The sequence below is a fragment of the Derxia lacustris genome (assembly GCF_002105195.1).
GTDB classification, from domain to species: domain Bacteria; phylum Pseudomonadota; class Gammaproteobacteria; order Burkholderiales; family Burkholderiaceae_E; genus Derxia; species Derxia lacustris.
Genome location: NZ_MUHU01000002.1, coordinates 1 through 23674, shown reverse-complemented (window position 1 = coordinate 23674; position 23674 = coordinate 1). Strand labels below are relative to the sequence as shown.

The following is a 23674-nucleotide window of genomic DNA, read 5'->3' as shown; positions in this document are numbered from 1 at the left end:
GGAAGCTTCCCGTCGTCTGGATCTTAGTTGCGAATTACTCTCATCTGCAACCGGGCGGAAATCGTTCAGCGAATTTGCGCGAGCCACTCGGCGATGCGCTTTTCCGACTTGCCGGCCTGGTTGTCCTCGTCGAGCGCGAGGCCGACGAACCGGCCATCGCGCAGCGCCGCCGAGCCGGTGAAGTCATAGCCTTTGGTGTCGGTGAAGCCGACCACCTTGGCGCCTTTTTCCGTGACCAGGTCGTAGAGGATGCCGATCGCGTCGACGAAGGAATCGGGGTAGTTCATCTGGTCGCCGGTGCCGAACAGCGCGACCTTGCGGCCGTCGAGATCGGCCTCTTCGAGCGTGCCGATGTGGTCCTGCCAGTCGGTCTGGAGATCGCCGTCGCCATAGGTCGGGCAGCCCAGGATGAGCAGCGAGGCGTTCTCGAAATCGGTGGCCTGCGCCTTCTTGATGTCGATGGCCTTGCCGTTGGTCTTGCTGGCGATCTTGTTGGCGAGCTTCTTGGTACAGCCGCCGTCCGAGCCGTAAACGATGGTCACGCTCATGCGTCTTTCCTGATTGAAGGCGGGGCGGCGGATCGCGCCCCTCGGTTATCTGGATGAGAATTGATCTCAATAACAATGTAATCGCACTTGTGCTGTTATGGCTATGAATTGATAATCATTCGCATCTACAGACGATTCCGAGGTCCACCGTGAGCTACTTCTGCCATCTCAGCCCGCGCCAGAAATGGAGCTTTGTCGCCATGCGCGTGCGCTGCGCGCTGCATCCCGAGCATCCCGAGATGGTCGAGCAGTTCGTGCAGGTGGGTGGCTTTCTGGCGCAGCGCAGCCGCATCGATCCGTGGGAAGCGGCGGTGGTCACGGCGCAGGTGCTGCTCGACACCGCCACCGACCGCGAGTTGCCGCTGCACTGGCGCAACCGCTGCATGCGCAACCTGCCCGAACAGCTCGCGCTGCTCGACCGGATGGCGCTCAGCCCGGCCGACATGCAGCAGGCGCAAGGCTTCCGCCGCCGCGCCGAGCTGGCCATCGTCTGACCGATTTCTCCTGTTGGCGACGCGCGTGCGCCGCCGGCACTTGTCCGCGCCGATGGTTGTCGGCGCGGACTTTTTCCTTCCGGTGATGGCTCTTCAGGCGCCGGCCGTGTCGTGCAGCCCGCCCAGCTCGCTCGCGGGCGCGCTGGCCGGCGCCGGCGCCCCCATCCGCCCGGCCAGCAGCAGCACCACGCCGACGCCCAGATAGGCCACGGCCACCGCCGGCGATTCGCCGATGCCGATGGCCTCGCCGTGCATGAAGCCGAAGAACGTCAGCAGCGCGCCCGCGCCGGCAAACGCCGCCGCCTGATTCCACTTGCGGTCGATGATGAAGCTGGCGATGGCGCCCAGCACCAGCCCGCCCAGGATCGCGCCGCCGCCCAGCACCGCCAGCCCTTCGTAGAGCACGCCGACCTGCCCGAGCTTGTCGAGCCCGACCGCCGCCGCGCTGGTGCCGGCCGCGCCGAGCGCATTGTCGATCTGCAACTTGCCCCAGGCCGCCAGATGCGGCACCAGCGCCAGCACGATGGCCGGCGCATGCAGCCGCGGCGATTCCTGGAACGCCTGCGCGCCGATCAGCATGCCGATGTAGAGCAGGATCGGCGAGATGGCGACGACCGGGATCAGCGCCATCAGCAGCGCGATCACGCCAAACCAGCTCAGCACGATGACCATCGCGCCGACCGCCGCCGAATAGCCGATGCGCCCGCCCATCGACTTCCAGCCCGGATGGCCGATGTAGACCGCGTTGATGAACGGGTTGCCCATCAGGCAGCCGATCAGGCTGATGACGCCATCGGCCGTCAGCACGCGGGTGGTCGGGTAGCTGTCGCCGCCGACCGCCGCGCTCTCGACGTTGTCCATCGCTTCCACGAGGTCGTAGATGCCGAACGGAATCGCCGTGACCAGGATGACGCCGAGGAACTCGAAGCCCGAGAACACATGCCCGACCGCCGGCAGCGGCACCGAGAAGCCGAAGCTCGACACCGCCGCGCCCAGCTTGGCCAGACTCATGCCGCCGATGGCATGGCCGGTGAGCGTGCTGCCCCAGGCAATCGCGCTGCCGACCACGATGGCGACCAGTCCGGCCGGCACGCCCTTGAACCAGCGCACGCCGCCAAACCAGCTGGCCACGATGATCGCGAAGCACACCACGCCGATGGCCGGCGTCATGAACATCTCCAGCGCCGGCCGCACGCTGATGAAGGCCACCGACACGCCGGCCAGCGTGCCCAGCAGCGCCGCGCGCGGTGTGATGCGGCGGATGATCGGCGCGACGAAGCCGCCCGCCATCAGCACGAAGCTCTGCACGAAGACCCAGGTCAGCCCGGCCTCCCAGCCACGGATCGGGTCGCCGGTCTTGAGCGCGATGGGCAGCATGATCACGAACACCACCACGAACATGTGCGGCACGCTGATGCCCGAGGGCAGGGCGCAGACATCGGTGCGGCCGGTGCGCTGCGCCAGCTTGTAGGCGAGCCAGGCGTAGTAGCCGGTGCTCAGCGCCATCATCAGGCCCACGGCGGGCAGGATGCGGCCAAAGACGACTTCGTCGGGCATCTTCAGGACGAAGCGCAGCAGCCCGGTGAGGACCAGCATGTTCACCAGGATGTTGGTGCCGAAGCCGAAGAAGGCGTTCCAGTCGCCCGGAACCCAGAGTCGGGGCTTGAAGCCGGAAAGGGTGTTGGTCTGCATGGCGGGACTCCCCGAGGTTGGGTGCTTCAGGCGGCCGCGCGCAGCGGGGCCGAATCGAGTGCTGCGATGAGGGCGGCGCTGTCCGTCACCCAGCCAAAGATGCCGCCCTGGGCCGCGATCATGCGCAGGCCCGTTTCATGGAATTCGGGGATGTAGGAGGCGCAGCAATCGCCCGGCACCAGGCAGCGAAAGCCACGGTCGTTGGCCTCGCGCACGGTGGTGTGCACGCAGACCTCGGTGGTCACGCCGCAGACGATCAGGTTCTCGATGTAGCGGTTGACCAGGATGGAATGCAGGTCGGTGGCCCAGAACGCGCCCTTGCCGGGCTTGTCGATGACCGGCTCGTCGCCCTCGGGATAGAGCTCGTCGACGATGTCGTGGCCGACCTCGCCGCGCACCAGGATGCGGCCCATCGGCCCGAGATCGCCGATGCGCAGGCTCGGCGCGCCGCGCGCGATCTTGGCCGGCGGCGCGTCGCTCAGGTCGGGCCGGTGACCTTCGCGGGTGTGGATGACCAGCAGTCCGGCGGCGCGGGCCGCCGCCAGCAGCGCGCGGCAGGGCGCGACCGCCTTGCGCAGCAGCGACACGTCGTTGCCCAGGCTGGCGCCAAAGCCGCCGGGTTCGAGGAAATCGCGCTGCATGTCGATGATGACGACGGCGGTGCGGGCGGTATCGAGCGCGATCGGCTCGGGGACTGCGGGGACTTCGATGCGCGGCATGGGCGGCTCCCGACGAACTTGTATGCAAGCTTGAGCGCAAGAAGCAAGCCCATCCGGTCCGGCGTTGGCCATGCACCGAAACTGTCCACAGAAACTGTGGGGAGAGCTGTGGGCAAGCCGTGGGAAGCGCGCGGACAGTCGTCGCAAGCCCTTGATCGGCAAGGCAAAGCGGCGCGGCGGCGCGAAAACGCCCAGCGCGCCCGTTTGACCTGCAAATGTGGATGACTGCGCGAGTTATCCACAGAATCCACCGCTCCAGCTGTCCACAGGAAATGTGCGCAGGGCTGTGAACAAGCTTGTGAGAACCGACTCAAGTCATTGATTGCAAAGCGATTGCTGCCCGACGGGCGAATTTGTGGCGGCGCTCGTCGTGCGGTGCCGGCCGGCGCCGGATTCGGGAATTACCCACAGAAAATGTGCCCAAGGGTGTGGATAACCGCTTGAGAAAGCCGCCAAGTGCTTGAGCCATAAGGGATTCGCCGTGGCTGCACCGCAAACGGGCAGCGCACTGTCGGCCCGCGCCTACCCAAGGCTTCCGGCGCACCGTCATGCAGCCCCGCATCTGCCTGACCGACCCGACGGCGCCCGCGTCGCACAGTCGGATCACGCCTTGCACATCGCAAGCCGGCCCGTGCGGTCGGCGGTGGCAAGGCGGTTTTCCCTTCAACACGGCAAGGAGACCGACATGGACAGCATCACCCCGAACAACTATCTGACGCGCGACCGCCTCGGCATGTATGCGGGCGAACTGGCCGAAGGCCCCGGCCCGCGCCTGATGGGCGCCGACACCCTGCTCGGCAACGACGTGTACAGCCCGACCGACGAGAAGCTCGGCGACATCAAGGAAATCATGCTCGACGTGCCGGGCGGCCGCATCGCCTATGCGGTGCTGTCGTTCGGCGGCTTTCTGACCATCGGCGAAAAGCTGTTCGCCGTGCCCTGGTCGGCGCTGACGCTCGACACCTCGGCCAAGTGTTTCCGCCTCGACGCGGACAAGGAGCGGCTGAAGGACGCGCCGGGCTTCGACAAGGACCATTGGCCGTCGATGGCCGACAGCACCTGGGCTGGCGAGGTCGACCGCTTCTACAACGCCGGCCCGGGCCGCAGCGGCACGCTGCCCGACCGCTCGGCGACGCTCGGCGGCACGACCGCCATCGTCGATGCCGACGAATCGGTGGTGGCGGGCGGCAAGCCGCTCACGCCGCTGATCTGACGCCGGCGGCTGGCGGCGTCAGTCGAGCAGCTCGAAGGCGAGGAACTGGTTGAGCAGCAGCGGCAGAAAGTTGTCGTCGGCCACCAGCACCACCAGCCGCCCGCCCGGGCTGCCGTCGGCATGCCGCAGTCGCGGGCCGATGGCCAGACCTTCGAGGTTCTCGCGCGCCACCGGCAGGCTGGACAGGTCGATCAGCAATCGCTTGGTGGCGGGCACGAAGCTCGCGCCGGCGAGGCTGTCGATGGCCAGCGTGTCGGTGCTGCCGGCCAGATCGGCGACGAACAGCCGGCTGACGAAGCCGTGGCCGAACACGAAGCTGCGCTCCAGCACCAGCAACCGCTCGTCGTCGAGCGCGGCGATCTCGCTCACGCCGACGTCAGGAAACATCTCGCCGCCGCCGATGCCGAACCAGGGCCTGGCCGGCAGCCGCGACAGCGGATAGACCGACTGGCTCGCGGGCTGGCCGGTCTTCAGGTCGAAGCGGGTGAAGCGCAGCCAGGCGCCGCGCTCGGCGTCGGGCACTTCGTCGTCGTCGAGCAGCGGGCTTTCGAGCGCGGCCCAGAGCCAGCGGCCGTCGGGCGTGATGGCCGTGCCCTCGAAGACCGAATTGGAGCGCGGACCGCGATCGGGCCGCGCCTCGAAATTGGGCGGCAGGATGAATTCGCGCCGGTGCCGGCCGTCGAGCGCGAATTCGCGCAGAAACGGCTGGATGAAGGCGCGGCGCGGCGTGCGCAGGCGCAGGCCCTCGCTGGCGACGATGACGCCGCTGCCGTCCGGCATCAGGCGCAGGCTTTCCGGGTCGATGGCACCGCGCGAGAACGGCTGGCCGTCGGGCCGGCGCAGCACGGTGGCGCTGTCCACCTGCACATCGAGGCCGAGCGCCTCGTTCCAGTCGATGCGGGCGGTGAAGAAGCGCGCCGGCGCGCGCTGGCTGCGGTCGTCGCTGATGAGCAGCCAGCGGTCGCGCGCCGCGTCGTAGTCGATGCCGGACAGGCCGCCGACCGGCATGCCGTCGACCTTGATCGCGGGCAGCCTGAATTCGCCCAGAAAGCGCAGCTGCGGCCGGGCGGCGGGCGCGGCGGCGGCATTGCGCGGATCGGCCTCGGGCGCCGGCGGCGCGCAGGCGCCGAGCGCCAGGCTGGCGAGCAGGCCGAGCGCGGCGAGCCAGCGGCGCGGCGCGGGCGCGGGCGGCGTGACGGGCGTGACGGGCGTGACGGGCGCGGCCGACGGGGCAGGGTGCGGCGCGGTCACGGTCAGGCGCGCGCGAAGTCGAAGGCGAAGGTGAATTCGTCGGTACGCGCGGCATAGCGCAGCTCGCGCCGCGTCGCCCAGCTGGCCAGCTGGTGATGCAGCGGAATGCAGGCCACATCCTTCATCGCAATGCCCATCGCCACGCGCGACGCGGCTTCGCGCGCACTCGGCTCCAGCGTGGTCAGCGCCTGCTTCACCGCAGCATCCAGCGCCGGATTGCTGTACTTGCCCCAGTTCCACGCGCCCCAGCCGGCGACGGCGTCGGGCGTCATCAGCAGCGAGCGCAGCGCCAGATCGCCGGCCTGCGAGCCCCAGCCGAGCAGCGCCACCGAGAACTCGCCGGCACGCATGCGCTGGAAATAGGCCGCCGCCGGATAGGTCTGCACCTTGGTCGCGATGCCGATGCGCGCCAGCATCTGCGCCACCGCCTGAAGAATCTGGTCGTCGTTGATGTAGCGGTCGGCCGGGCCGTGCAGCGTCAGCGCAAAGCCGTCCGGATAGCCGGCCTCGGCCAGCAGCTTTTTCGCGCCGTCGGCATCGAAGGCCTCGGGCTTGAGCGCCGGGTCGTGGCCGAAGATCGGCGGCGACACCAGATTGCCGGCCGCCACCGCATTGCCCTCCATCACGCGCGCCACGATGGCCGCGCGGTTGATCGCCAGCGACAGCGCGCGCCGCACCCGCAGATCGCGCAGCGGATTGGCGGCCAGCGGCTTGCCGTCCTTGGCCGCGACAAAGGGCGAGACCTCGCGGCCCTGATCCAGATGCAGGAACAGCGTGCGCCACGACACCTTCTGCTCGACGCGCCAGCGCGGGTCCTTGGCCAGCCGCGCCAGATCGGCGGTGGGCGGGCTTTCGATCGCGCCCACATCGCCCGACAGCAGCGCCGCCACGCGCGCCGCATCGCTGCTCTGCGACCGCAGCAGTGCCTGGGCAAATGCCGGCTTGCTGCCGTGATAGCCGGCAAACGCCTCCAGCTCCACGCCCTCGCCGGGCGCAAAGCGCGCGAGCTTGTACGGCCCGGTGCCGATGGCCGCCGTGCCGCGCGTGAACGCCTCCTCGCCGGCCTTGGCGGCGGCGCGCCGGCTGACGATGAACACGCTGTTCAGATCGATCAGCAGCGGCGCGTAATTGGGCTCGCGGGTGCGCAGGCGCAGCGTGAGCTTGTCGACGGCGGTCTTTTCGGCGATGGGCCGGGTCGCGCTGGTGAAGGGGCCGGGCGAGCCGCTGAGCGTGTTGGGCCGCTCCAGGCTGAAGGCCACGTCGTCGGCCGTGAGTTCGCTGCCGTCGTGAAAGCGCACGCCCGGCCTGAGCTTGAACTCCCAGGTGTGGGCATCGAGCGCCTTCCACGACTGCGCCAGCCCCGGCACCACGCGCGCATCCGCGTCGTTGCGCGTCAGCGCCTCGAACACATGGCTGTGCGCCGACAGGTTGGGCGCGGTGTTGAGCCAGTGCGGATCGAAGGTGGTGATGTCGGCGGCGAGGCCGATGCGCAGGCTTTCGGCCGGATCGGCAGCGCGCGCGGCGGGCAGCGGCAGGGCGAGCCCGGCAAGGCTCTGGAGGAGGCGGCGACGTTGCATGCGTGCTCTGGAAGTGAAGGCGCGGCCATTCTACGAAGCGCGCGTGGCGATCCGCAGCGCCGACAGGGCCTGACACATACCGGCGCCGGCGGCGGCGCCGCACAAAGCTGCAACCGGAATGCGGCTTTTGCAGCAGCGGCCGCGTACTGCGCGCAACATCCGCAGATGGCAGACACGCTTGGCGGCGCAACTGCCCGTCCCATCCCGAGGGGGGAGCACATGCCCTTCGCCCTGACTGCCGACGACCAGGCCCAGCTGGCCGGCCTGTTCGTCGATGCCTCGCCCGATGCGCTCATCACGCTCGATGCCGGCGGCTGCGTGCAGCTGTGGAGCCCGGGCGCGACCCGGACCTTCGGCTACAGCGCCGACGAGGCGGTCGGGCGCAAGCTCGCCGGCCTCATCGTCCCGCCCGACCGGCTCGACGAGCACCGCCGGATGCTGGCCGATGCCGCCGCCAGCGGCCACGACAGCGCCAGCTTCATCCGCCACCACCGCGACGGCATGCTGCTGGCGGTCGAAGCCAGCGTGAGCGTGGTGCGCGACAGCACCGGCGCGGCCAGCCATTACGTCTGCGCGCTGCGCGACACCACGGCGGCGCGGGTGCGGCGCGATGCCGAGTTCATCGAGGCGCGCTACCGCGACCTGCTCGAATCGGTGCCCGACCCGACGGTCATCGTCAACGAATGCGGCCGCATCGTGCTGTTCAACGCCCATGCCGAGCGCATGTTCGGCCATGACCGGCGCGCCATTGTCGGCGCCACCATCGAGACCCTGCTGCCGGCGCGCTACCGCCAGGCCCATGCCGGCCACCGCAGCGGCTACTTCGCCGCGCCGCGCGCCCGCAACATGGGCACCGGGCTCGACCTGTACGGCCTGCGCGCCGACGGCAGCGAATTCCCGGTCGAGATCAGCCTCGGCCCGCTCGTCACCAACAACGGCCTGTTCGTGATGAGCGCGATCCGCGACACCACCGAGCGCCGCCGCACCGAGCGCGCATTGCAGGAAAAGAATGCCGAGCTGCTGCTGGCCAACCAGGCCAAGGACCGCTTCCTCGCCACCATGAGCCATGAGCTGCGCACGCCGCTCAACCCCATCATCGGCTTCACCGGCATCCTGCTCATGAAGCTGCCGGGCCCGCTCACCGTCGAGCAGGAGCGCCAGCTCGGCACCATCAAGGGCAGCGCCCAGCATCTGCTGTCGCTCATCAACGACCTGCTCGACCTGGCCAAGATCCAGTCCGGCCGGGTGGAGCTGCGGCGCGACCGCGTGAGCTGCGACGAGGTGCTGCTGGCGGTCGATGCCTCGCTGCGGGCCCAGGCCCAGGCGCGCGGCATCGGCTTCGACCTGCGCCTGCCCGGCAGCGAGACCGTGGTCGACACCGACCGGCGCGCGCTGCATCAGGTGCTGCTCAATCTGGTGGCCAATGCCATCAAGTTCACCGACCGCGGCGGGGTGTCGCTCGAACTCGCGCGCAGCGGCGACGGCGCCGCCGGCCGGCTCGACTTCTCCGTGACCGATACCGGCGTGGGCATCGCGGCCGAGGACCAGCCGCGCCTGTTCGGCGCCTTCTCGCAGGTGGGCGACGCCCAGCGCCAGGCCGGCGGCACCGGCCTGGGCCTGCATCTCAGCGCCAAGCTCGCCGAACTGCTCGGCGGGCGCATCGAGTTCGAGAGCACTGCCGGCGTGGGCAGCCGATTCACCCTGGTGCTGGAGCCGGTGGCATGGCGGACATCCTGATCATCGAGGACCACCCGGCCAACGCCGATCTGCTCACCTATCTGCTCGGCGTCTGGGGGCACGACTGCCGCGTGGCCGCCGATGCCGAGGCCGGCTGGCAGGCGGCGCTGGCACGCCGGCCCGACCTGATCCTGTGCGACATCCAGCTGCCCGGCATGAGCGGCGATGCCTTCGTGCGCGCGGCGCGGGCCGAGCCCCGGCTGGCCGACGTGCCGATCGTGGCGCTGACCGCCTTCGCCATGCTCGGCGACCGCGAGCGGCTGCTGGCCGAGGGCTTCGACGACTACCTCGCCAAGCCGATCGAGCCCGAAGGCTTCGTCGAGCGCATCGGCATGCATCTGGGCCGGGCGCGCCGGCCGTCGGCCGCGCCGCCAGTGCCGCACACCGCCCCGGCCGTCGAGCCGCGCGCCAGCGCCATCGTGCGCGAACGCGTGCTGGTGGTGGACGACGTGGCCGACAACCTGAGCATCGTCACCAGCTGCCTGACGCCGCTCGGCTATCGCGTGCGCACCGCCGCCACGGTGGAGCAGGGCATTGCGCTGGCACGCGAGGAAGTGCCCGATCTCATCATCTCGGACGTGGGCATGGGCACCGGCAGCGGCTTCGATTTCATCCGGCAGGTCAAGGACGACGCCCGGCTGCGCGGCGTGCCCTTCGTCTTCATCACCAGCACGCGCTGGGAGCAGAGCGCCCGGCTGCGCGCGCTGCAGCTCGGCGCGGTGCGCTATCTGCTGCGGCCGATCGATTCGCGCGTGCTGCTGGCCGAGGTGGAGGCGGTGCTGGGCTGAGCGCCGCCCGGACCGCCGCGCCCGGACCGCCGCGCTCAGGCCAGCGCGCTCAGGCCGCCATGCGCCGCTGGCGTCGCACCGCCCAGCCGGTCAGCGCCAGACCCAGGCCGGCGAGCGGCGCCATGTCGGGCTCGGGCACCGGCGACACGCCGCCGGCCGCCGTCAGCAGCGTGGTGACGACGGCGCCGCCGGGCAGCAGATCGGCATGCGCCAGATCGCCGAAGTTGTCGCCGCCGAGCAGGGTCTGGCTGCCGTCGGCATTCCAGAGCCGGAACGCGAAGGTCGTGCCGCTGGCGGCGGCGCCGTAGTCGCCGTCCAGGCTCACGACAAAGCTGAGCGTCTGGCCAAAGCTCCACGGCTGCCACACGGCGTTGAAGCCGCCGCCGTTGCCGAGCAGCCAGCCGCCGGCGGTGGCGCTGGCGTCGCCGTCGAGCAGGGCGCTGCCGGCGCTGCTGCCGCCGCTCAGCGCGCCGATGGCGGCCGTCGCGGCCGGCGCATCGGCCAGCCCGATGAAGCTGAAATCGAGATTGCCGCTGCTGCCGGCCAGACTCGACGTGTCGAAGCTGAAGCGGAACGCGGTCGCGGCCTGGGCCGGCAGGGCGGCCGCAAGACCGGCGACGAGGCCGGCGAGCGCAAGGCCGCGCTTGAGGAAGAGGGTCGTCATGGCGATGTCCTGGAAAGCGGGCTTCAGCGGCCGAGCAGCACCGGCGTGTAGCCGATGCGAACGTTGGCGGGATTGCGGAACTGCAGCGTCAGCGTCAGCGTCGCGCCGCGCGCGAGGCTGCCGGGCAGCTCGATGGCGGGCAGGCCGTTGGCCGTGAGCCCGGCATTGGCCAGCGTCACGCCGGCCGGCAGGCCCGACAGCGCCAGCGCCAGCGGCGCCGCCAGATCGGCATTGGCGGTGAGCTTGACCGTGCCCTGATACAGCTGGGTGAGCCGGTTGTACGACAGGCCCGACAGCGTGTAGCCGGCCTGACCGGCCAGGCTCTTCCACACCACCGGCAGGTTCAGCCGCACCACTTCCGGCTCGTGATCGCTGGCCTGATCGGCGAACTCGGAGTTCACATGCACCACGTCGTAGTCGGCGCGGCTGGCCAGCGCGCTGCTGACCATGATGTGGTCGAGCACCTGCGAATTGCCGTCGTAGACATAGGTGTAGCGCTCGACCGCCGGCAGCGTCTCGACCAGATCGACCATGCCGGCAGCCTTGAGCTTGCCGACCGGATTCGAGAACTCGAAGTCGTTGAGATCGCCCAGCACCAGCACCTTGGCGCTGGCGTCGGCCGCGAGCAGCTGGCTCACGAAGCCGGCCACGACGCTGGCCTGCTGATTGCGCTGGGTTTCGCTCGCCAGCGCCGGCGGCTGGTTGCGGCCAAACAGCGGCTGGTCGCCGCCCTTGCTGTTGAAGTGGTTGGCCACGATGAACAGCGTGTGGCCGTTGAACGTGAACTCGGCCGCGAGCGGCTTGCGGCTGCTGGCGAAGGCCGCATTGGTCGGATCGACGCGGCCCGGGCTGTACCTGAGCGCCGGCTTGCCGCCGCTCACGACGACCGCATTGGCCGTGGTGGGCGTGGCACCCGAACGGTCCACAAAGCCCACGCGCGCCGGGTTGAACAGAAAGCCCTGGCGGATGTTGCCGCCCGGCTCGCCGCCATCCTGATCGTTGACCGGATTGATCGCGCGGAAGGCATAGGCCGGCCCGCCGGCGCGCGCGATGGCGGCGGTGAGCGCGGCCACGGTGCTGCTCGCATCGACCACGCCGTTGTCGGTGGCGCCGTTGTTGTCCTGGATCTCCATCAGGCCGATCACGTCGGGCGCGCGCAGGTTGCCCACGATCTGCGCGGCCAGCCGGTCGAACTTGCCGACCGGGTTGGTCGCGGCCAGGTTCTCGACATTGAACGAGGCCACGGTGAGTTCGTCGGCCGTGGCGGCGCGGGTGGTTTCGGGCGCCAGCGTGCCGGCGGCAAAGCCCGCGAGTTCGGTCGCCAGCAGCTTGTAGTTGCCAAAGTTGTAGTCGAGCACGCCGACCACGCGGGTGAAGCTCGCGCCGGTGTTGGCGGCCGGCACCTTGACCGCGCCGTCGTCGACGATCACGCGCTCGGGGTTGTAGTCGTCGGCCGCGATCACGATGCCGCCGCGCGTGGTGCGCGTGCTGGCGGCGTTGCCGAAGTCGGGCAGCAGCGAGAGTTCGCTGTAGCTGTTGGTCGGGCCGCTGGCGACCGGGTTGTTGAGCTGCAACCGCATGCCTTCGAGGCTTTCGTAGAAGTCGAGGCCGTTGCTGGCGGGCTTGAGATTGCCGAGCGTTTCCACATCGCCGCTGGCGCCGGCATAGATGGTCTTGCCCGGCGGCAGCCGGCCGGCCGTGCCGACCACGGTGGCGGCCGGCAGCGCATTGCCGCGCGACACGATGCTGACCGTGGGCGCGGTGAGTTCGGTGACGGTCAGGTTGTCGGCATCGGCGCCCGGGCGGTATTCGGTGACCTTGCCGCCGACCAGCACCGAGTCGCCGACCTGCACCGTGGGCGCGCTGCCGGTGTAGACGTAGATGCCTTCCGAGGTGGCCGGGTCGGTATCGGGCGTCGGGTCTTGCAGATAGAAGCCGGCGCTGAGCACGGCGGTGACGATGCCCGGCACGCCGGTCACCGTCGTGCCTTCGAGCGGCGAGCGGTGCGCGCGGCCCTGGATGTCGTGGATGCGGGTGCTGCCGGCGCTGCCGCCGCCCGTGCCGCCACTGCCGCCCGAACCGCCGCTGCCGCCGCCCCCGCCGCCCGCCGCGCAGGCCTCATACGGCGTGCTGCGGTTGCGCGGATTGGGCGTGCCCACGGTGAAGTCGTTGGCATTGCTGTCGCTGTCGGTGCAGCCGTTGCCGGCGCGCAGCGCGGCGCTGCTGTTGTTCAGCGTGCCGGTGGTGCCGGCCTCGCCGTTGTTGGCGCTGCCAAAGCCCACGAAGTCGATCACGCCGGCGGCCGTGTTGCCGGCGCAGTTGCTGCCGCAGGTGAGCGCGGTGGTGCTGCCGACCAGCGCCACCTTGCCGGTCGTGGCCGACATCGGAATGCTGCCGCTCGCATCGGGCGTGGGCAGGGCGGTCGTGCCGTTGGCGCCCTGGGCTTCCTGCACCAGAAAGAACTGCCCCGGTTGCAGCGTGAGATTGCCGAGCGGCGTGACCGCCCAGTTGGTGCCGGAGCTGGATGCGTACTGCACGCTCCAGCCGTTGAGGCTGACCGCGACGCTGCCGATGTTGCGCAGCTCGATGAAATCGTTCTTGAGCGTGGCACCGCTGTTGCCGCCGCCGCCGTAGATCTGGCTGATGGCGACGCTGCCGGCGGCGAGCGCATTGCCGGCCAGACCGGCAAGCGCAAGCGCCACGATGAGGGGGCGAAGGACGGGAGGAGTGGGCATCGGGTCTCGGACGGAAAGGTTTCGGAAGGCTGTTCCGAAAATGTCCGAACCAGATGGCAGGGCCGTGATGCGATGCCGGGTTTTACCGCTTTCGGTGACGCACTCGCGCGGGTCAGCGCTCACCCGTGGCGCGGTCGCTCAGGCCGGCGGCTGCGGCAGCGAAGGCGGCGCGGCGGCGGCGGCCGGCGCCTCGCGCAGCAGCATCGTCGGCTGGCGCGCCATGCCGATGCCGGCGGCGCGCAGCCGGCCGAGCACATCGAACAGCAGCGCGCTGCGCACGCCATAGCTGTCGCGCGGCGAGCCGACGAAGCCGGTGGCGTTGAACACCAGATTGCCGCCGTCGATGCCGTCCAGGTACACGCTCGGCGCCGGGCCCGGCAGCACCGCCTCGTGCGCGGTGAAGGCTTCGAGCATGGTCGCGCGCACCCGGTTCACGTCGCAGTCGAGCGGCATCGGCAGCTTGATCTGCACCAGCCCGAGCGGATCGGCGCGGGTGACGTTGCGGACCGTCTTGGTGATGAACTCGGAGTTGGGGACGATGACCGTCGAGCGGTCGCCCATCTGGATTTCGGTGGCGCGCACATTGATGCGCAGGATGTCGCCCTCGACGCCGCCGAGCGCGACCCAGTCGCCGACCTTGACCGGCCGCTCGGCCAGCAGGATCAGGCCCGAGACGAAGTTCTGCACCACCGCCTGCAAGCCAAAGCCGATGCCGACCGACAGCGCGCTGGCCACCCAGGCGATGCGGTCCAGGCTCAGGCCCACCGCCGACAGCGCCAGCGCAAACGCGAACACGCCGCCCGCATAGCCCAGCAGCGAGGTCATCGAGGCGCGCATGCCGGCATCGACCCGCGTGGTCGGCAGAAAGCGCTCGGCGAGCCAGTCGCGCGCGATGCGCACCGCGAACATGCCGCCGGCAAACACCACGAGCGCGCGCAGCAGCGCGTAGGGGCTCAGGTTGATCTCGCCGATCGCCAGCCCTTCGCCGAGCTGGGCGCCGCGATGTGCCAGCTCATCGGGCCCGGCGCCGAACGGCGCCAGCACGATGGCCAGCGCAAACAGCAGCAGCACCAGCCGCAGCAGGCCCGAGGCCAGCACCGCCAGCTGGCGCGCGCCGCCGGGGCGGGGCGCGTCGGCCGGATCGGCGCCGGCGGTCTGGCCGCCATGGTCGGGATGGCCGGCATGACCGCCATGCCCGGCCGGCGCGGCCGCGTCGTCGCGCCGGGCGCGCTCGGCCACCAGGCCCATGCAGGCGTCGTCGATCAGCGTGAGCAGCAGATAGGCGGTGGTGCCGACGATGGCGACCCAGGCCACCTGGCGCGTGATGAAGGCGCCGAGCGCCACATAGCCGATGGCGAAGCTGGCCACGCTGGCCACCAGCGCGACCCAGCCGGCGCCGATCAGCAGCGCCAGCCAGGTCGGGCGCGGCGCCGGATCGGGCTGGGCCGGATCGGCGAAGGCCTCGTGGCGCAGCCGCTCGATGCGCAGCAGCGTGCTGCCCATCATCAGCGCCAGCACCAGGCCGTAGATGCAGTTCCAGGCCACGGCGGTGGTGAGCGTCGCGCTCACCGTGCTGGCCAGCCGCTCGCCGAGCCAGCCGACCACCACCACGGTGCCGAGCAGGCGCGGATAGATGCGCATGCGCCGCGCCGTGTTGTCGGGCAGCGGCGGCAGGCGCCAGGACGGCCGCTCGGGCGACAGCAGCGCATGGCCCAGCCCCGCCACATAGCCGCCGAAGAACACCACGCCGACCAGCCCGGCCAGCAGCGACTCGACCGGCTCCGACAGCTGGCCGGGCGCATCGAGCGCCGCATGCAGCGTCAGCGCCATCAGCCCGGGCGCCAGCGTGCCGAGCGTGGCCAGCGCCGCCGCCAGCGCCGAGCGGCGCAGCCGGCCGGCCGGCACGCGCGAGGCGGTCAGCCGCATCAGCCAGCGCCCGAGCCACCAGCGCGCCGCGCCGAGCGCCGTCAGCGCCAATGCCGCCAGCGGCCAGAGCCAGCCCGGCGCCGCCCGCACGGTGTCGGTCAGCTCTGTGCGCAGCGGCGCCAGCCGGCTCAGGTCGCGCGGCAGATTGGCGCCCAGCTCGGTCCAGAACGCCGGCGCCAGGATCGAGGCGGTGCGCTCGCCGAGCCGGGCCTGGAACCGGGTGCGGCGCAGGTCGGAGATGAGGTTGGCGGCCTGCTCGCCCTCCACGCCGAGCAGGCGCGCCAGCTTGAGCTGGGCATCGAGCGTGGCGCTGTCGCGGTTGAGCGCGCTGCGCTGGGCCGCCACGTCGGCGGCCTCGGGCGCGACCGCGCCGGCCTCGGGCGCCGGGCCCAGCTCGGCGAGGCGCGCCTTCACGCCGTCGAGCTGGGGCGCGAGCGCGGCGGCGGTCTGGTCGGCGCGCGCCTGGATGGCGAGCGCGCCGTCGCGCAGCCGGGCCAGCTCGGCATCGTCGATGTCGTCGGCGAGCCGCTTCTGGATCGCGTCGAGCTGGGATCGGGTTGCGTCGAGCGTGGCGTCGATGCGCAGCGTGTCGGCGCTGGGCGCGGGCGTGGGCGCATGCGGCGCGGCGCCGGCCGGGCCGGCGAGCAGCAGCAGCAGCGCGAGCGCGGCACAGATCGAGCGCAGCAGCGCCCGCGTCAGGCCGGCGCGGCGCGGGGAGGGGCCGTGGGTCATGGACTGCCTGGAGGAATCGCGAAGCGGCCGATTCTGCCGCCCGTCGTGCGGCGGCCGCGTGGCGGTGTGTTTCAGCCGGCCCGCCAATTGACCGGGCGGCGCGCGCCAATTGCCACCGCCAGATTGCCGGCCGATTGCTGGCCAATTGCCGTGCGCCCGCCGGAGATTGCCGGCGGCGGCATATTGCCGATTGCCGGCAATGCGCCGCAATTTGGGCCGCGCATGCAATTGGCGGCAATGAATTCATTGCCGCCAATTGCATGAAGGGTTTTGTGCAAGCGCCTGCCGAAAATCCGGCGCTGCCCTGAACGATTTGCATCTGCGCCCGCAATCCCCTGGGTAGGTGAGGATTTCCGGCAGCAACAATTGCGCGTTCGATTCGCAGCAAGGGCTGCCGCAATTGTCGCAGAGCGGTCGGTTGGCGCTGCTGCAATTCGCATCGCTGTCATTGCGCCAACAGCCTGCTGCTGCAAATCAGATGCGACTGCTGCAATTGCGGTCGCAATTGGAAATTGTTTTTTCAATTGGCATGTGAACTGCTGAAGGAGCTGGCTCGCAATTTTGTAATCAGCCAAAAACAAGGGGGGTCTCTTGAATCCGCGCAACCAACCAACGATTTCCGCCGCAGCCCGCCGGGGCCAGGCCAATTCCGGCGTTTCGCCGTTCCGTCGCTCGCCGCTGGCCGCCGCACTGGTGGCCGGTCTGGCGCTGCTGGCGGGCGGCAATGCCGTCGCCCAGCAGGCTGCCGCGCCCAACGCGGCCGAGGCCAATGCGCTCGAGGCGGTGACCGTGCGCGGCCGGCCCAAGATCGAGAAGCTGAAGGAAGTGCCGGTCTCGGTGGCGGTGGTGTCGGGCGCCGAGCTCGACCGTGAACTGGCCGCCGACCTCGGCTCGATCACCAAGCGCGCATCGAGCGTGTCGTACAACCAGAGCAATACGCGCGGCGGCAGCCTGTCGATCCGCGGCCTGGGCAAGCGCGGCTTTACCGAGACGCAGGACCCGAGCGTGCTGCTGACCGTGGACGGCGTGAGCTACGGCCTGACCCAGCTCGGCAACTTCGACTTCTACGACGTGGATTCGGTCGAGGTCTATCGCGGTCCGCAGGGCACGCGCGGCGGCAAGGGCGCCACCGCCGGCGAACTGGTGGTCAACAGCAAGCAGCCGTCGTTCGCACCCACCGCCGACTACCAGCTCACCTACGGCCAGCGCGACACGGTCATCGCCAAGGCGGCGCTCGGCGGCACCATCATCGAGGACCTGCTGGCCTGGCGCAGCTCCTTCAGCGTCAACAAGGGGCGCGGCTACTACAGCAACACCAGCAACGATCGCGGCAGCTACAGCCTCTACAACAAGGACCGCATCTCGGGCCGCGCCCAGTTCCTGCTGACGCCGAGCAGCGACTTCAAGGCGCTGTTCAGCATCGACATCGAGCCGCACACCACCCAGCTGCAGAACGGCCTGAGCAACTACGTGGACACGCCGCTGCGCTACGCCGACGGCACGCTGGTCGACAAGACCGGCACCTCGGTGCGCTCGCTGCTCAACGGCTTTACCGATGCGAACGGCGTGAGCCATTCGGCGCGGTCGTGGTTTGCCAACCGTGGCCTGACCTATGCCAACTATCTCAACCAGCCGGTGCGTTCCGGCTCGGTGAGCTTTGACCGCACCGAAGGCCAGTACGTGTCCAACAAGGGCGGCTCGCTCAAGCTCGACTGGGACACGGGCAGCCACACGGTCACCTCGATCACCGGCTTCCGCAACTACACCTTCGACGCGCGCAACGACGAAGGCACGGTGTTCGACGTGGCCAAGTTCGGCGGCGGCGGCGTGTACTACAACCAGCTGAGCCAGGAAGTGAAGATCGCCAACCAGCCGGGCGGCTTCGTGGACTACGTGGCCGGCCTGTATGCGCTGACCACCCGCGACACGGTCGAGAGCCATGCCGGCTTTGGCAACGATGCGGGCGCCTGGTACGCCAACATCACCCAGTACGAGCGGCTGGACACCAATGCCGGCACCAACCGCGGCGCCGGCCTGGCGCTGCTGCGCGATTCGCTCGACGACCTGTACACGATCAGCCGCAACAACATCCGCACCCGCAGCACGGCGATCTACGGCAATGCCACCTGGCATCTGACCGACGACCTGGGCCTGAACACCGGCCTGCGCATCGGCCAGGAAAAGCGCCACAGCGAGACCTGGGCCTGGGTCGCCAACAACGGCGTGGGCAGCGCGCTCAATCCGGCCAGCACCCAGTACGGGCTCAAGCTGGCCAACGGCGGCGCGCTCGGCGGCTTTGCGCTCGACTCGTCCAACAATCTGACCGCGGCGAATTCGGCGGCGCAGACGGCAGTCGCCGACTCGGTCGCGCAGCGCTACTACGGCGTGTCGACCTATTCGAGCCTGACCGCGGCCCAGAAGGCCCAGGTCGCGGCGGCCAAGGCGATCCGGCTCGCGCGCATCAACGGCCTCTACTCGGGCGTGGCCGGCGACTACAAGGACCGCGTGCTGCCGACGGCAGTCGTGAGCCCGACCTACAAGTTCAACGAGAACTTCACCGGCTATGTGAGCTGGCAGTACGGCGAGAAGTCGGGCTCGGTGCTCCAGGTCAACAACCACGACACGACGGTCAAGCCCGAGCGCACCAACGATTTCGAGCTGGGCTTCAAGTCGGTGCTGCTCGACCGCACGCTGACGCTGAATGCGAACCTGTTCCTGATGAACATCCGCGACTACCAGCAGACGGTGGTGGCGGTGGACGAGTTCCAGACCGCGCAGCAGGGCTCGACCCAGTACGTGTCGGTGCAGGGCAATGCTGAAAAGGTGCAGTCCAAGGGCATCGAGATCGACGGCGTGTACAGCGGCCTGCGCAACACCCAGCTGCGCGTCTCGGCCTCGTACAACGATGCCAAGTACAAGCGCTTTACCAATGCCGGCAAGCCGTCGGAGCTGAACTACCTGAGCGCGGTGTTCGTGGACCAGAGCGGCAAGGCGCTGGCGGGTGCGCCCAAGCTGCTGGTCAACGTCGGCGGCGAGTATCGCCAGCCGATCTACGGCGACAAGGTGGCGCATGTGAGCGTGAACACGGCCTTCACCACGCGCTACAACAACGACGAATCGCTGTCCGACTTCACCTGGGTCGGCGCGCATTCGACGACCGACCTGTCGTTCGGCGTCGGCACGGCGCGCAAGGGCTTCGATGCCTCGATCGTGGTGCGCAACCTGTTCGACGACCGCTCGCATGAAAAGGGCTGGTCGAGCTATGAGCCGAATCCGTACCCGCGCTGGGTCGGTCTGGTGCTGAGCGGCAGCCTGTGATGCGCGCGCCCGCCGGCGCCCGATGCGGGCGGCCGGCGGGCGCGATTCGATGGTCAGGCCGGCGGTTCTCCCGGCGGAGGCGCCACCGGCCGGCGTTGCGTACCGGTCCCGGGGTGGTGGCCGCGGGGCTCTTGGCGGTTTCCCCTCAGGTGCGCAACGCACCTTGTGCCCGGACGAAAGTCCGGGCTTTTTTTTGCGCGCTCGCCCTGCCGCAGCGGCGGCGCGGCCCGGGCGGCCGGGCGGCTTACTTGAACTTCGCTTCGGCGGCCTTCACGTCGGCCAGGATCCTGGCGTCGGCATCGCGCGTGGCCTGCTGCACATCGCGCGCGCTGCGGGTGATGGTTTGCAGATCGGCATTGGCTTCGGTGGCCAGGCAGTCGACATAGGCGCGCGCGGCCTGGCGATAGGCGTTCACCGCGTCGACGCTGCGGTTGTAGGCCTTCTCATCCTTTAGATCGAGCGCCGGGGCTTCGGGCCGGGCGCCGCAGCTGGCGGGCGTCCAGCTGCCGTTGGCCAGCGTGCCGGCGCGGGCTGCCGGGCTGGCGAGCAGGCCGAGCGCGAGCAGCGCGGCAAGCGGGGCGGCAAGCGCGGCCGGTGCGGCGCGGCGGGATCGGGTCAGGGCGGATCGGTTCATGGCGAGACTCCAAAAAAATGCCCGCGCCGAGGCGCGGGCGGGACGGGTTGGATCGAGTTGAACGCGGTGCGCGCTCAGCCGGGCTGGGCGGTGTCGGCCACGACGCGCGCCGCATCGGCGAGCGGCCCGGGCGCATCGACCGCCGCCGGGCGTGCCGGCGCCGGCTGGCGCGGCTTGGGCGCGTCCTTGACGCCGAAGGTGCGGCGCAGCCGCTTCCAGCCGAGCACGACCGAGGTGACCGACAGCGCCAGACCGAGGCCGACGAAGCTCAGCATCCACAGGTCCCAGACCGGGCGATGCGCGAGCCAGCCGAAATCCCAGTGATGGATGGCCGACCAGACCCAGCGATAGACGCGGCGGCTGGTATCGGAGCGCACCAGCAGTCGGCCGTCCTGCGGATCGAGATAGAAGCGGGTGCCGGCGGCATCGGCCAGATCGACGCGCAGCACCGGCAGCGGCCGGTCGACCACGCCCTGGCGATGGCGCGCGTAGTAGTAGCTGTCGTAGTCGGTGACGAGCTGCTGCTGCGCGACCGGCGTGGCACCGGCGAGCCGGCCGACGGCGGCGACCAGTGCGGCATCGCCGAAGCGGTCGACCGCGCCGGGGGCGGTTTGCGGCAGACGTTCGCCGTCGCGCGTGGTGGCGACCAGGGTGGCCTGATCGCCGAGGCGGCGCCAGGCCAGCTCGACCACCGGGCGGGTGCTGGCGGCGCCGGCCAGGGCGAGGGGCGCGGCCGGATCGGCACCGGCAGCGGCCAGCGCGGCCGGGCGCCAGTCGAGCGCGGCCTGCGGCAGGCCGGCGCCCTGATAGCGCACCAGCTCCTCGCGGCTGGGATTGGCCGGCGTGAACATCTGGAACGGATTGCCGTTGAACCAGCCGCTGAAGCCCCAGAGCAGCGCGGCGATGCCGCCGATCAGGCCGGCCCAGAAGTGCCAGGTGTTCCACACGTCGCGGTAGGGATGGGCGCGGCCGCCCTTGTACTGCGGCTTGCGGCCGCCGGCCGGGCGCCAGCGCTGCCAGCCGATGATGAGTCCGGTGAGGCTGGCGGCGAACGAGAAGAAGGCGAGCCACATCAGCACGTCGCGGCGCAGGTCCTTCACCTCGAACAGGTCGACCGCGCGCAGCAGATGGATCCAGTTGCCGGCCCAGTAGAGGCCGCGCGTGAAGGCGGTGCTGTCGCGCACGACCTCGCCGGTGCGCGCCGAGACCAGGATTTCGCGGCTGCTGCCGCTCACACCGATGCGGTGGAAGGGGCGCAGGCCGTCGTGATTGCGCACCGCCGAGTCCTGCGGGCCGGTGTCGAGATGGACCAGGCGGGCGGCGTCGGCCGGCGCGGTATCGGCATCGTTCTCGATCCAGTTGGCGGCGATGCGCACCGCGTCGTCGGCCGACACGCGGCGCAGGCTGCCGTCGAGCGCCGACAGCGCGAGCCGCTGGCCGCGTCCGTCCTCGACCAGCCAGACCGGCGTGCCGGCCTGACGCACGAGGCGGGCGTCGGCGACGAGGTCGGCGCGCGCATCGGATTTGCCGCCGTGGTCGGCATGGGCTGCGCCGCCGCCCATGGCAGCGCCCATCGCGCCTTCCGGCCTGGCGGCGTCCTTGGCGCCGTCGGCCTTGTTGGCGGCGGCCTTGGCCGCCTGCGCCTGCCGCTGTGCGGCGCTGCGCTGCCAGGCCTCGCCCACGCCGAGCCAGCCGGCCTCGGGCGCGAGCGGATCGCCGTGTTCGAGCTGCTCGGCGCGGCCGAGCGCGGACGGCGGCGCATACATGATGAGCAGGCCCGATCCGAACCAGATGAGCATGAAGAGCGCGAGGACGACCCCGGCCCAGCGGTGGACTTGATAGAGCAGGCGTTGCATCGAATCTCCGGCCGGCGGCGATGAAGTGGATGAAGGGATGGCGCGCTCGGGCAAGTTCGGTGCCGGCCGACGCCCGTCTGCAAGTCATTGATTGCGAAAGGGATTTTCAGGCGGCTGCGGCGGGCTGCGCGGTTCTCCGCAAGTTGCGCGCGCGGGCTGCTGCAATCGCGTCAGCGGCGCGCGCGGCGCTGCTGCAAAGCCTTGCGTCCTTGGCCGGGCGGGCGCGGTTCTGCTGGCTCGGCAGCAGAACCGGCATGGCATGTCGGCTGCAACGGGCTGCCCATTCCCTTGCTCAGAGTCCGCTCATGTCCCTGCCCGTTTCCCTGCGCCTCGGCGCCGTTTTCCGCCGTGCCGCGCGCCGGTTCGCTTCGTCTGCCGTGGCGCGCAAGCCGCGCGCGGGTCGTCTGCGCCAGCTGGCGGCGGCGCTGGCGCTGGCCGGCCTCGGCGCCGCCGTGGCGCCGTCCGCCGTCGCCGGGCCGAGCGTGTTTCCGGTCGGCACCACGCGGCTTGACGCGGCGCGCGCCTGGGACGGCTATGTGCTGTTCACCGGCGGCGACAACATCGCGCGGCTCATCGACCTCAAGGGCAACACGGTGCGCGAATGGAAGGACGCCGCCGCCTTCAGCACCGCCATCGATCCGGCGCTCAACGGCGGCCGGCGCGGCCATGTGTTCGTCACGCTGGCGCTCGGCGAGGGCGCCGGCACCGACCTGATCCCGGGCCGCGTCAACAACCGCATAAGCAAGACCATCGGCGAGCTGGACTGGGACGGCAAGCTGGTGTGGAGCTTTGGCGACAAGGCGCCCGGCGGCTTTGCGCGCCAGCATCACGACTGGGCACGGTTGCCCAACGGCAACACCGTGGTGCTGGCCAACGAGACCCGCGCCATCGCCGGCTTCAAGCTGCCGAAGCTGCTCGACGACGTGATCCACGAGGTGAACCCGGCCGGCGAGATCGTCTGGACCTGGCGCGCCGGCGACCATGTGGAGGAGTTCGGCTTCACGCCCGAGCAGCTGGCGCTGCTGCGCGCGACCGACGATGCCGACTATCTGCACTTCAACAACATGAAGCCGGTCGGCCCCAACCGCTGGTTCGCCGCCGGCGACACGCGCTTCGCGCCCGACAACCTGATCGTCGATTCGCGCAACGCCAACTTCATCGCCATCGTCGAGCGCAAGACCGGCAAGGTGGTGTGGACGCTCGGGCCCAACTATCCCGAGATTCCGCGCGGCGCGGCCGGGCGGAAGGTTCCGCGCCCAGTCGACCAGATCAGCGGCCAGCACGATGCCCAGATCATTCCCGAGGGGCTGCCAGGCGCGGGCAATCTGCTGGTGTTCGACAACCAGGGCGAGGCCGGCTATCCGCCGGTGGCGCTGCCGACCACCGGCGGCTCGCGCGTGCTGGAGATCGATCCGGTGACCAAGCAGATCGTGTGGCAGTACACCGGCGAGGATTCGGGCGGACCGAGCTGGAGCTTCCGCAGCACGCACATCAGCGCCGCGCGGCGGCTGCCCAACGGCAATACCTTCATCGACGAAGGGCAGAGCGGGCGGCTGTTCCAGGTGACGCGCGAGGGCGAGATCGTGTGGGAGTACGTGAATGCGTTTCCGCGCACCGGCAAGGATGCGGTGACGGGGCGCGCGAGCGTGAATCACCAGCTCTATCGGGCTCAGCCTGTGCCGGCTTCGTGGCTGCCCAGCGGCCGGTGAGGTTTTGGTTTTGCTCCGGCGCGCGGTGGGGATCGGGCCGGGGCGCGGCTGACGCAAGCGGCCGCCGCTGGACGCGGCGGG

17 protein-coding genes are annotated in these 23674 nt (G+C 70.3%); 6 read left to right on the top strand and 11 right to left on the bottom strand.

All coding sequences use genetic code 11. The annotated features are described in order from the left end of the window. Window positions 1-65: 65 nt before the first annotated feature. On the bottom strand, window positions 66-548 hold the full coding sequence (fldA, locus tag B9P64_RS01925) for a flavodoxin FldA (protein WP_085314601.1): 483 nt from the start codon (window positions 546-548) through the stop codon (window positions 66-68). A 149-nt stretch (window positions 549-697) separates the two neighbouring features. Here fldA and B9P64_RS01920 point away from each other — a divergent pair, with 149 nt between their 5' ends. Further along, the gene (locus B9P64_RS01920) at window positions 698-1042 is read left to right on the top strand and encodes a hypothetical protein (protein ID WP_085314600.1); all 345 of its coding nucleotides are present in this window, start codon (window positions 698-700) and stop codon (window positions 1040-1042) included. Between the two features lie 93 nt (window positions 1043-1135). Here the strand turns inward: B9P64_RS01920 and B9P64_RS01915 are convergent, their stop codons facing one another. Beyond that, window positions 1136-2734 (bottom strand): regulator, encoded by a 1599-nt coding sequence (locus tag B9P64_RS01915; RefSeq protein WP_085314599.1) that lies wholly within the window; start codon window positions 2732-2734, stop codon window positions 1136-1138. Window positions 2735-2760: 26 nt separating this feature from the next. Next, the gene (locus B9P64_RS01910) at window positions 2761-3453 is read right to left on the bottom strand and encodes a cysteine hydrolase family protein (protein WP_085314598.1); all 693 of its coding nucleotides are present in this window, start codon (window positions 3451-3453) and stop codon (window positions 2761-2763) included. A gap of 733 nt (window positions 3454-4186) precedes the next feature. Between B9P64_RS01910 and B9P64_RS01905 the strand changes: the two genes are divergently transcribed. Then, window positions 4187-4666 (top strand): PRC-barrel domain-containing protein, encoded by a 480-nt coding sequence (locus B9P64_RS01905; RefSeq protein ID WP_139826145.1) that lies wholly within the window; start codon window positions 4187-4189, stop codon window positions 4664-4666. Window positions 4667-4684: 18 nt separating this feature from the next. Here the strand turns inward: B9P64_RS01905 and B9P64_RS01900 are convergent, their stop codons facing one another. Next, on the bottom strand, window positions 4685-5917 hold the full coding sequence (locus tag B9P64_RS01900; RefSeq protein WP_085314596.1) for an esterase-like activity of phytase family protein: 1233 nt from the start codon (window positions 5915-5917) through the stop codon (window positions 4685-4687). A 2-nt stretch (window positions 5918-5919) separates the two neighbouring features. Continuing rightward, window positions 5920-7494, bottom strand: coding sequence for an ABC transporter substrate-binding protein (locus tag B9P64_RS01895; protein ID WP_085314595.1), 1575 nt, complete (start codon window positions 7492-7494; stop codon window positions 5920-5922). A 219-nt stretch (window positions 7495-7713) separates the two neighbouring features. Between B9P64_RS01895 and B9P64_RS01890 the strand changes: the two genes are divergently transcribed. After that, window positions 7714-9231 carry a sensor histidine kinase gene (locus B9P64_RS01890; protein WP_085314594.1) on the top strand — a complete coding sequence of 506 codons (1518 nt, stop codon included), beginning with the start codon at window positions 7714-7716 and terminating at the stop codon, window positions 9229-9231. Continuing rightward, a complete protein-coding gene (locus B9P64_RS01885) occupies window positions 9216-10019 on the top strand; it encodes a response regulator (RefSeq protein ID WP_085314593.1) in 804 nt (267 codons plus the stop codon). The genes B9P64_RS01890 and B9P64_RS01885 overlap by 16 nt, the downstream gene beginning before the upstream one ends. Window positions 10020-10068: 49 nt before the next feature. Here the strand turns inward: B9P64_RS01885 and B9P64_RS01880 are convergent, their stop codons facing one another. From B9P64_RS01880 to B9P64_RS23450, 4 genes are all read right to left on the bottom strand, one after another. Continuing rightward, window positions 10069-10683 carry an NF038129 family PEP-CTERM protein gene (locus B9P64_RS01880; protein WP_085314592.1) on the bottom strand — a complete coding sequence of 205 codons (615 nt, stop codon included), beginning with the start codon at window positions 10681-10683 and terminating at the stop codon, window positions 10069-10071. A 23-nt stretch (window positions 10684-10706) separates the two neighbouring features. Further along, the gene (locus tag B9P64_RS01875) at window positions 10707-13418 is read right to left on the bottom strand and encodes a lamin tail domain-containing protein (RefSeq protein WP_085314591.1); all 2712 of its coding nucleotides are present in this window, start codon (window positions 13416-13418) and stop codon (window positions 10707-10709) included. A 138-nt stretch (window positions 13419-13556) separates the two neighbouring features. Beyond that, a complete protein-coding gene (locus B9P64_RS01870) occupies window positions 13557-16076 on the bottom strand; it encodes a DUF3772 domain-containing protein (protein ID WP_085314590.1) in 2520 nt (839 codons plus the stop codon). A 71-nt stretch (window positions 16077-16147) separates the two neighbouring features. Next, entirely contained in the window at window positions 16148-16657 is a 510-nt protein-coding gene (locus B9P64_RS23450; RefSeq protein ID WP_139826097.1) for a hypothetical protein, read from the bottom strand. 10 nt (window positions 16658-16667) lie between these two features. Between B9P64_RS23450 and B9P64_RS01865 the strand changes: the two genes are divergently transcribed. Further along, window positions 16668-19394, top strand: a complete 2727-nt coding sequence (locus B9P64_RS01865; protein WP_235839872.1) for a TonB-dependent receptor — start codon at window positions 16668-16670, stop codon at window positions 19392-19394. A gap of 244 nt (window positions 19395-19638) precedes the next feature. On the opposite strand, the gene B9P64_RS01860 is transcribed toward B9P64_RS01865, so the two are convergent. Both B9P64_RS01860 and B9P64_RS01855 read right to left on the bottom strand, forming a co-directional pair. After that, entirely contained in the window at window positions 19639-20028 is a 390-nt protein-coding gene (locus B9P64_RS01860) for a hypothetical protein (RefSeq protein ID WP_085314589.1), read from the bottom strand. A gap of 74 nt (window positions 20029-20102) precedes the next feature. Then, window positions 20103-21884, bottom strand: coding sequence for a PepSY domain-containing protein (locus tag B9P64_RS01855; RefSeq protein ID WP_085314588.1), 1782 nt, complete (start codon window positions 21882-21884; stop codon window positions 20103-20105). Between the two features lie 305 nt (window positions 21885-22189). On the opposite strand from B9P64_RS01855, the gene B9P64_RS01850 reads away from it, so the two are divergent. Then, the gene (locus tag B9P64_RS01850) at window positions 22190-23593 is read left to right on the top strand and encodes an aryl-sulfate sulfotransferase (RefSeq protein ID WP_085314587.1); all 1404 of its coding nucleotides are present in this window, start codon (window positions 22190-22192) and stop codon (window positions 23591-23593) included. Window positions 23594-23674: the final 81 nt, after the last annotated feature.

Bases quoted from the DNA above. Each gene is read 5' to 3' on its own strand.
- fldA (WP_085314601.1), bottom strand. From the start codon at position 548: ATGAGCGTGACCATCGTTTACGGCTCGGACGGCGGCTGTACCAAGAAG.
- B9P64_RS01915 (WP_085314599.1), bottom strand. From the start codon at position 2,734: ATGCAGACCAACACCCTTTCCGGCTTCAAGCCCCGACTCTGGGTTCCG.
- B9P64_RS01910 (WP_085314598.1), bottom strand. From the start codon at position 3,453: ATGCCGCGCATCGAAGTCCCCGCAGTCCCCGAGCCGATCGCGCTCGAT.
- B9P64_RS01905 (WP_139826145.1), top strand. From the start codon at position 4,187: ATGTATGCGGGCGAACTGGCCGAAGGCCCCGGCCCGCGCCTGATGGGC.
- B9P64_RS01895 (WP_085314595.1), bottom strand. From the start codon at position 7,494: ATGCAACGTCGCCGCCTCCTCCAGAGCCTTGCCGGGCTCGCCCTGCCG.
- B9P64_RS01890 (WP_085314594.1), top strand. From the start codon at position 7,714: ATGCCCTTCGCCCTGACTGCCGACGACCAGGCCCAGCTGGCCGGCCTG.
- B9P64_RS01885 (WP_085314593.1), top strand. From the start codon at position 9,216: ATGGCGGACATCCTGATCATCGAGGACCACCCGGCCAACGCCGATCTG.
- B9P64_RS01880 (WP_085314592.1), bottom strand. From the start codon at position 10,683: ATGACGACCCTCTTCCTCAAGCGCGGCCTTGCGCTCGCCGGCCTCGTC.
- B9P64_RS01875 (WP_085314591.1), bottom strand. From the start codon at position 13,418: ATGCCCACTCCTCCCGTCCTTCGCCCCCTCATCGTGGCGCTTGCGCTT.
- B9P64_RS01870 (WP_085314590.1), bottom strand. From the start codon at position 16,076: ATGACCCACGGCCCCTCCCCGCGCCGCGCCGGCCTGACGCGGGCGCTG.
- B9P64_RS01860 (WP_085314589.1), bottom strand. From the start codon at position 20,028: ATGAACCGATCCGCCCTGACCCGATCCCGCCGCGCCGCACCGGCCGCG.
- B9P64_RS01855 (WP_085314588.1), bottom strand. From the start codon at position 21,884: ATGCAACGCCTGCTCTATCAAGTCCACCGCTGGGCCGGGGTCGTCCTC.
- B9P64_RS01850 (WP_085314587.1), top strand. From the start codon at position 22,190: ATGTCCCTGCCCGTTTCCCTGCGCCTCGGCGCCGTTTTCCGCCGTGCC.